At 73.3% G+C, this 7,637-nt stretch carries 7 protein-coding genes; 6 read left to right on the forward strand and 1 reads right to left on the reverse strand.

Going from position 1 to position 7,637, the window contains the following annotated elements; all coding sequences use genetic code 11:
* Positions 1 to 70: 70 nt before the first annotated feature.
* From VIG79_RS18535 to VIG79_RS18555, 5 genes are all read left to right on the forward strand, one after another.
* Positions 71 to 3,205, forward strand: a complete 3,135-nt coding sequence (locus VIG79_RS18535) for an FtsX-like permease family protein (protein ID WP_331888342.1) — start codon at positions 71 to 73, stop codon at positions 3,203 to 3,205.
* The gene (locus VIG79_RS18540; RefSeq protein WP_331888343.1) at positions 3,202 to 4,065 is read left to right on the forward strand and encodes an ABC transporter ATP-binding protein; all 864 of its coding nucleotides are present in this window, start codon (positions 3,202 to 3,204) and stop codon (positions 4,063 to 4,065) included. Before VIG79_RS18535 ends, VIG79_RS18540 begins: the two co-directional genes overlap by 4 nt.
* Complete coding sequence (locus tag VIG79_RS18545; protein WP_331888344.1) at positions 4,058 to 4,825, forward strand: ABC transporter ATP-binding protein; 768 nt, start codon at positions 4,058 to 4,060, stop codon at positions 4,823 to 4,825. Before VIG79_RS18540 ends, VIG79_RS18545 begins: the two co-directional genes overlap by 8 nt.
* 67 nt (positions 4,826 to 4,892) lie before the next feature.
* The gene (locus VIG79_RS18550; RefSeq protein ID WP_331888345.1) at positions 4,893 to 5,945 is read left to right on the forward strand and encodes a GNAT family N-acetyltransferase; all 1,053 of its coding nucleotides are present in this window, start codon (positions 4,893 to 4,895) and stop codon (positions 5,943 to 5,945) included.
* A 33-nt stretch (positions 5,946 to 5,978) separates the two neighbouring features.
* A complete protein-coding gene (locus VIG79_RS18555) occupies positions 5,979 to 6,284 on the forward strand; it encodes a thiamine-binding protein (protein WP_331888346.1) in 306 nt (101 codons plus the stop codon).
* A 3-nt stretch (positions 6,285 to 6,287) separates the two neighbouring features.
* On the opposite strand, the gene VIG79_RS18560 is transcribed toward VIG79_RS18555, so the two are convergent.
* The gene (locus tag VIG79_RS18560; protein WP_331888347.1) at positions 6,288 to 6,947 is read right to left on the reverse strand and encodes a maleylpyruvate isomerase family mycothiol-dependent enzyme; all 660 of its coding nucleotides are present in this window, start codon (positions 6,945 to 6,947) and stop codon (positions 6,288 to 6,290) included.
* Positions 6,948 to 6,977: 30 nt separating this feature from the next.
* Between VIG79_RS18560 and VIG79_RS18565 the strand changes: the two genes are divergently transcribed.
* Complete coding sequence (locus VIG79_RS18565; protein WP_331888349.1) at positions 6,978 to 7,493, forward strand: MarR family transcriptional regulator; 516 nt, start codon at positions 6,978 to 6,980, stop codon at positions 7,491 to 7,493.
* The last annotated feature ends 144 nt before the right edge of the window (positions 7,494 to 7,637 follow it).

Below are 7,637 nucleotides of genomic sequence, written 5' to 3' on the forward strand. Positions count from 1 at the left end.
AGCATCCACCGGTATGGTCTACCGGCCGGTGGCAGGAGGATGCCGCTGAAGCGGGACTCGGAGGTGCGCGGTGTGGGCGGCGATCCGTTACCGCCGAGCCCAGGCCCTGGCCCTCATGCTCCTCTCGGCGCTGCTCACCGCCTGCGCCGTCTTCGCCCCGCTCTACGAACGGGCCCTCGAGCAGTCACTGCTGCGTGACGGGCTGACCCGCCAGAGCGCGCTGGCGACCTCGATCGTCGGCGAGTCCGTCCAGTCCGCGGTGAGCTCGCCCCAGCCGGCCGGGATCCGCGACATCTTCCCTGCGGGCCTCGTCCCGTTCTACGACGCAGGGAGCGACCTGTGGTCCGGGCGCGTCACGTACACCGGCGTGGTCGGCCTCCCGTCGACCGTCCAGCTCGTCGGGCCCCAGGACACCTGCCGTGCGCTCGAGATCACGCAGGGCATCTGCCCCTCGAACCCCTATGAGATCGCGGTGTCGGCGGCCGAGGCGAAGGTCCAGGGCTGGCAGCTGGGGGCGAAGCTCAACCCGACCGAGGTACTCGTCGCGGGCCAGCAGAGCCGACCGTTCCCCAATCCGTTCGTCGTGACCGCCTTCTACCGTCAGCTCGATGATCCGGGTCACTGGCAGGGGTTCGGCCTCGAGGGTCGCGCCGGCCAGGCCTCCCCCGCCCCGGCCGACACCCCGCTGATGGACGGATGGGTCACGCCGACGTCGACGTTCGCGACGGGGTGGAGGTCGAGCCGGCTCGACGTCGTCTGGCTGGTGCGGAGCGACCTGGTCACCCTCGACGGCCTGGAGGTCGTACCACCCGCGGTCCAGGAGATGCAGGAGGCGGGGGTGGGCAAGGTCCCGGCCGTCGCCGTCCGGACCTCCGTGTCCGACCTCGTCGCCGGCGTCGTCGAGGGGCAGCGTCAGGCCCGAACCATCGTCCCCCTCCTCGTCGGGCAGCTCGCCGTGCTGGCCGTCGTTGTGCTCGGCCTGGTGGCCGCGGCGGCCGTCGAGCAGCGTCGCCCCGAGCTCGCCCTCGGCCGGCTTCGCGGCCTGGGGCCGGCGGGAGCGCGGCGGATGGTGATGCTCGAGCTGGGCACGGTCGTGGCCGCAGGGGTCCCCGTCGGGTTCCTGCTGGCACTGCTCCTCGGCGAGGTGGCGCGCAGGTTCTGGCTGGCCGAGGGCGTCCCCTTCGAGCTGCCGTCGACGACGTTCGTGGCCGCCGTGCTGTCCCTGGTCGTGGCGCTCCTCGCCGTCGCCGTCGTCGCGCGCCCGACCCTGCGCGAGCCGATCTCGACCCTCCTGCGCCGCGTACCGCCCCGGCGTGCGGGCTGGGCCGTCGGTGTCGTCGACGCGGTCGTCGTCGCGGTGGCCGCCGCCGGGTTGGTCACGCTGCTGAGCGGAAACCTCTCCGGGCCGCTGGCTCTGGCCACCCCCACCCTCATTGCTCTCGCCCTCGGGCTGGTCCTCGCCCACGTCCTCATCCCGCTGGCGGACACGAACGCGCGTCGACTGACCGCTCGAGGCCGGGTCGTCGGAGGCCTCACGGCGGTGCAGGTGGCGCGACGTCCAGCGGTACGCCGGATCATGGCGATCATCACCGTCGCCACCGCCCTGACGATCTTCGCGACCGACGCGCTCGTCGTCGGCGCGCGCAACCGCCAGGACCGCGCCAAGGTGGAGACGGGGGCGGAGGCCGTCATCACCACGGCGCCGACCGACGTCACGTCCCTGCGCAACGCGGTCACCGCCGCCGATCCGACGGGCGCGGTCGCCACGCCGGTCGTCGAGGTCCGGCAGGGGAGCTCTGCGGCCATGACGACCCTGGCCGTCGTTCCCGACCAGTTCTCCCGCATCGCCGAGCTTCCCCGCGACGCGGGCGCCTTCCCCTGGACTGCGATCAGCGGCGGGAGCGCTCCGGAGATCCTGCTCTCCGGACGGGCGTTCTCCCTGACCGTGAGCGACTCGGCGCTGGTGCTGGACACCCAGGCCGGAGCGACGCCCAGCGCGGCTTCGCCGACCACACGGCCTCCGGGCGTCCCCCTCGGCTTCCCGGGGAACGGCCTGGCGTCGCTGATCGTGTACCTCGCACCCGTCGGCCAGGGCCCGTTCACCGTGAACGTGGGAGATATCGCCATCCCCTCGGCCGGACCCGTCACGCTCAACCACGACGTCGCCTGCGCGTCCGGCTGCCGCCTGGTCGGGATGAGCATCGCCCCGCCGCTGGGCTTCCAGGGGGTCATGCGCGGGACGTTGACGGTGAGCGCCGTGACGATGGACGGGTCGGCGCCGGCCGTCCTCGGCGGGGCTGCCGCATGGCTGCCCTCCGGCGATCCGGCTGCCCCGCCGGACCAGCTCCGTCCCTACGCCACCGCGACCGACGCCGGCGACGCGACGCGACTCGGCGTGTCCGTCCAGACCACTGCGGACAACGTCAAGCTGACGGCCCGGGGCAGCTCGGCCCCGATCCCGGCACTCGTCTCGGGTTCGCTGCCCAACGGCTCGCCCGGGCCGGGCTTCCAGGCCGCCGGGCTCGACGGGCTGACCCTCGACTACACCCGGGCGGCCGGGATCCCCTACGCCCCGGGAGGAGGTTCCGACCAGGCGATCGTCAACCTCGACGTCCTCGCGGCCAAGTCGACCGAGATCGCCGCCCTGGGGCAGGCTCAGGTCTGGGTGGCCGACGCCGAAGCGGTGCCCGCCGTCACCGACGTGCTGAGGAAGGCCGGCCTGGCGGTGCGGTCGGTCGACCTGAGGACCGAACGCGAGCAGCTCTTCGCCAGCTCGGCGTCGGCGTGGGGGCTGCGGCTCGCTCTGGTCGTCGGCCTCCTGGCGCTGGCCATCGCCGCGCTCGTCCTCGTTCTCGTGGCGGTCACCTCGTGGCGGGGCCGGGCCCGCGACTACGCCGCGCTACGGATGGCGGGGATCGCGCCGCGGACATTGCGCCGGGTCGGCCTCGCGGAACAGTGGATCGTCGTCGTGGTGAGCGTCGTCGTCGGCGCGGTGTCCGGGATCCTCGGCGCCCAGCTGGCCATGCCGATCATCCCGTTCTTCACCACGCCCTCGGCGGTCCTGCCGATCGACGCGACCCTCGCGACGAGCCCGGTCCTCCTCGCGACGCTCGCGGTCCTGGTCCTGCTGCTCGCCGTGGGCTCGGTGGTCGGCGTCCGGCTCGTCGACCGCGCCTCGCTCTCCCGCGTACGGGAGCAGCTGTGACGGCCACGGTCGGCGTCGAGCGTCGGGGTCTCGCCGTCTCCACCCACGGTCTGGTCCACATCTACCGGTCCGAAGGCCACGACGTCGCCGCCCTCGCTGGGGTCGACCTCGACGTGCGGGCCGGGGAGATGGTCGGTCTGCTCGGCCCGTCCGGGGCCGGCAAGTCCACCCTGCTCACCCTGTTCGGCGGGCTGATGCGGCCGAGCGCCGGCCGGATCCGGATCGGTGGTCACGACCTCGGGCGGATGGCCGAGCCCGCGCTCGACGAGTACCGCGCCGCCGACGTCGGGCTGGTCCTCCAGGGCGCCGGCCGCAACCTGTTGCCCTACCTCGACGCCCGCGAGAACGTCGCGTTCGCGCAGCGGCCCGCTCGCGCCGTCGGACGCCCGGTCCCCACCCCGGGGGAGGTCCTCGACCTGGTGGGCCTCACCGACGTGGCCCGAGCGCCGCTGGACACGCTCACGCCCGGGCGGCTCCAGCTCACCGCGCTGGCGGTGGCCATCTCGACCCTTCCGGGCCTGCTGCTGGCCGACGAGCCGACCAGCCAGCTCGACCACCACGCGCGGGACCTCGTCCTCGACCGGCTGCACGACGTGAACCACCAGGTGGGCACCACGGTCGTCCTGGTCACCCACGACGCCGCGGTCGCCGCCCGGCTGCCGCGGACGGTCACCATCCGTGACGGTCGCGTGGGTGGCGAGGGCCGACGCGGCGAGGAGTACGCGGTGGTGTCGGCCGACGGTTCGCTGCCCCTGCCGGACGACGTCCTCGACGACCTGCCGCCGGGCACGCTGGTCCGCGTGCACCGCGACGGCGACCGCTGGACCCTCCTCACGGGGGAAGGTGCGGGACATGACTGACGAGAACCCGTATGCGCGTCCGAGGCCGTCCGCCGAAACCCCGGTGGAGGGTGCTGAGAGCGCGAAGGCGCTCGGATACACCTCCACCCGAATGCCGGAGCCGGCAACCGAGCCGGGGTCGGTGGTGGCCCGTGGGGTGACCGTGCGCTACGGGGACCTGGTGGCCGTCCACGACGTCGACCTCGTCGTCCCGCCCGGCACCCTCCTGGCCCTCACCGGTCCGTCCGGAGCCGGGAAGTCCTCGCTGCTGTGGGCGATCGCCGGTGCCGTGACCACAGCGGCCGGGGAGGTCACAGTCGGCGACGTCCGCGTCACCGACCGGAGCGCCGGCATCCGGGTCGGAATCGCCTTGATCCCACAGGGGAACGGGCTGGCCGGCGTCCTGACCGCCCACGAGAACATCGCCTTTCCGCTGCTCGCCACGGGGACCGCGCCCGCCGACGTGGCCACCCGGGCCGCATCCTCCCTCGCCGACCTCGGCCTTGCCGAGTCCGGGGACCACCTCGTCGAGGAGCTGTCCGGAGGCCAACAGCAACGCGTCGCCGTCGCCCGTGGGCTGGCTGCCGAGACGCCGGTCCTCCTCGCCGACGAGCCGACCTCCGAGCTCGACCACGCGAACCGGGCCAACGTCCTCGGCCTCCTGCGGGCCCGGGCCGACGTGGGCGCCGTCGTCGTCATGGCGACCCATGACCCGGAAGCCGCAGCGGTGTGCGACGGGGAGGTCCGGCTCGACGAGGGACGCCTGACCCGGCTGCGCTGAGCCCGACCTGCGCTGCCTCACCGAAAACCGTTGGCGCACGGCATGACTCGCCTTCTACCGTCGAGGCATGTCCGCCACCGCCTCCGTACCGTCCCTGGCGACGTCCCAGGTCCGGCTCGTCGACCTCCACGACGACGCCGACTGCCGCGCTGCGTGGACGGCCCTCATCGCCAGCCGGACGGATCAGCGACCGTGGGACGACAGCGACGGCTTCCAGCAGACGCTCGTCGAGTGGCGCTACGAGGACCCGTCCGAGCGCGACGAGCGCTGGGTGGTCGAGGCGGACGGCCTCGTCGTCGGCGTCGCCACGCTGTACATCAGCCTCGACGACAACACCGACAAGATCTGGGCCGAGGTCGACGTGCACCCGGACCACCGCCGGCGAGGCGCCGGAACGGCCCTGGCCCAGCTCTTGGAGCGTCGCGGCCGTGAGCTGAGCCGGCCGGAGCTTATCGTCGAGGTCTACCTCCCCCCCGTCGACACCGACGAGCACCCCTTCGAGCGGTTCGCCGCCTCCGCGGGCTTCGTCGCGGAGTCCACCGACAACGTCCGCATCCTCGACCTCCCCGTCCCGGACGCCGCGCTCGACCGGCTCGAGGCGAGCGCCCGGGAGCGGTGGGCGGGCGCATACCGGCTCGAGACGCATACCGACGGGCTGCCCGACGACCTCGTCGAGGGGTACTGCCGCGTCTCGAACCTCCTCAACGTCGACGCGCCGACCGGGGCCGTCGACTTCGAGGCCGAGACGCTGACGCCGGAGCGCTACCGCGGCTACCTCGACCTCGAACGGCGTCAGGGACGACGGCGGCTGACCACGGTTGCCCTCGAGGAGTCGACCGGCGAGGTCGTGGCCTACACCGACCTCGTGCTGCCCTCGGGCGCCCCGACCAAGACGTGGCAGTGGGGAACCCTCGTGGACCGGGCGCACCGCGGACACCGGCTCGGGATGGCGGTCAAGGTGGCCAACCTGCGCGAGCTGCAGTCGGCCCACCCGGAACGGGAGACCGTCGGCACGGGCAACGACGCGACGAACTCCTACATGGTCGGCATCAACGAGGAGCTGGGGTTCCACGTCGTGGAGGTGGCTCGGATGTGCCGGAAGGTGCTCACCGACCTCTGATCCCGCCCACAGCGCGGCCGTTACGGTGAGGCCATGCTCGTCGCCTTCTCTGTCGCCCCCGCCGTCGCCGCCGACGACACCGGTTCGGTGAGCGAGGCGGTGGCCGCCGCCATCCGCGTCGTCCGCGAGAGCGGGCTGCCGAACCGCACCGACTCGATGTTCACGACCCTCGAGGGGGAGTGGGACGAGGTGATGGCCGTCGTCAAGGGGGCGGTCGACGCGGTGGCGGCGGCCAGCCCTCGGGTCAGTCTGGTGCTCAAGGCCGACATCCGGCCCGGGTTCACCGGCGAGCTCGAGGCCAAGGTGGCCCGCATCGACGACCTGCTGGCGGGTGGCTGAGGGCTACTCCGCGAGGTCGCTGCCCGGCAGCGTCCCCAAGGTCGCGAAGGCGTCCAGGTAGGGCTCCACGTCGCCGGTCACCGTCCACGACCTCAGCTGCGCCGCCGAGCGCCGGGCCATGAGGGCGCGGGCCAGCTCGAAGTCCGGCGCCCGGACGACCACCGCCGGCTCGTCGTCGGTCGAGGCCCACCGCCAGTCGTCACCCACCAGCGCGATCGGCGGCCGCCCGGCCACCTTCGGGGCGAACCGGCGCAGCATCCGGTCCCGGACCACGGCCAGGCCTGGGGTGTCGTGAGCCCCGGGGACGCCCAGCGCCCCGCGGAGGTCCTGCTCGTGGATGACCACGTCGCCGAGCGGCCGGCTGCCGTGCACCCTCATGTACGCCCGCATCGGCTCGGTGATGCCAGCCCACTCCGCGACGAGCGCGGGCAGGTCGTGCCCCCGCCGGTCGTCGACCTGCCGCTGGGTCCAGGCGGCGTTGTGGTCGTCCGGCTCGTCGCCGGCCAGCACGTCCACCCCGAGTCCGACCATGTGCGAGAACACGTCCCGGACGGTCCACTCCGGGCACGCGGGCACCCGCTGCTCGGCGCGCTCAGCGTCGAGGCCGCCCACCAGCGCGATGACTCGGGCCTGCGCGTCCACCCATTCGACGATCTCGTCCATGTCGCCAGCCAACCACTAGCGTTGCCCGTCGTGGCCGACGTCCTGCGACTGCGCTTCGACCCCATCCGGCGGGCCGCCGAGCTGTGGCGCCGTCGATGGGGGCCGTCGTCGCAGCCCCGGTCGATGGCGTCGGCGACCTCGATCATGCGGGTCCAGCAGCTCCTCCTCGGCGACTTCGACACGGTGGTCGGGCGGCACGGGCTGACCTTCGCGCGGTACGAGGCGCTGGTCCTGCTCGCGTTCTCGTCGGCCGGCGAGCTGCCGATGAGCAAGATCGGCGAGCGGCTCATGGTCCACCCGACGTCGGCGACGAACATCGTGCAGCGCCTCGAGGCGCAGGGTTTCGTCTCGCGCAGCCCGAACCCGCGCGACGGGCGGGGCACGCTGGCGGCCATCACCGACAGCGGACGCGACGTGATGGAGGCGGCCACCACGGACCTCGTGCAGGGCGGCTTCGGCCTGTCGATGCTGACGGCCGAGGAGCACGACCAGCTCTTCATGCTGCTGCGCAAGGTCCGGGTCGCGCGCGGCGACTTCACCGAGTGACGTGCTCGGCTGTCATTTACTAGGACGTCCTAGTAATGTCGGGGACATGAGCCTCGCCTCGTCCCCGGCCGACAGCGGCGCGGCCCGCTGGCAGCAGCGCTACGACGCCGCCCTAGCGGCTGGTCGGGTGCGCGAGTCCGACTT

The sequence above is a fragment of the Lapillicoccus sp. genome (genome assembly GCF_036559105.1).
Lineage (GTDB): Bacteria > Actinomycetota > Actinomycetes > Actinomycetales > Dermatophilaceae > Lapillicoccus.

Coding starts and splice junctions, on each gene's coding strand:
- VIG79_RS18545 (WP_331888344.1), top strand. CDS start 4,058: ATGACTGACGAGAACCCGTATGCGCGTCCGAGGCCGTCCGCCGAAACC.
- VIG79_RS18550 (WP_331888345.1), top strand. CDS start 4,893: ATGTCCGCCACCGCCTCCGTACCGTCCCTGGCGACGTCCCAGGTCCGG.
- VIG79_RS18555 (WP_331888346.1), top strand. CDS start 5,979: ATGCTCGTCGCCTTCTCTGTCGCCCCCGCCGTCGCCGCCGACGACACC.
- VIG79_RS18560 (WP_331888347.1), bottom strand. CDS start 6,947: ATGGACGAGATCGTCGAATGGGTGGACGCGCAGGCCCGAGTCATCGCG.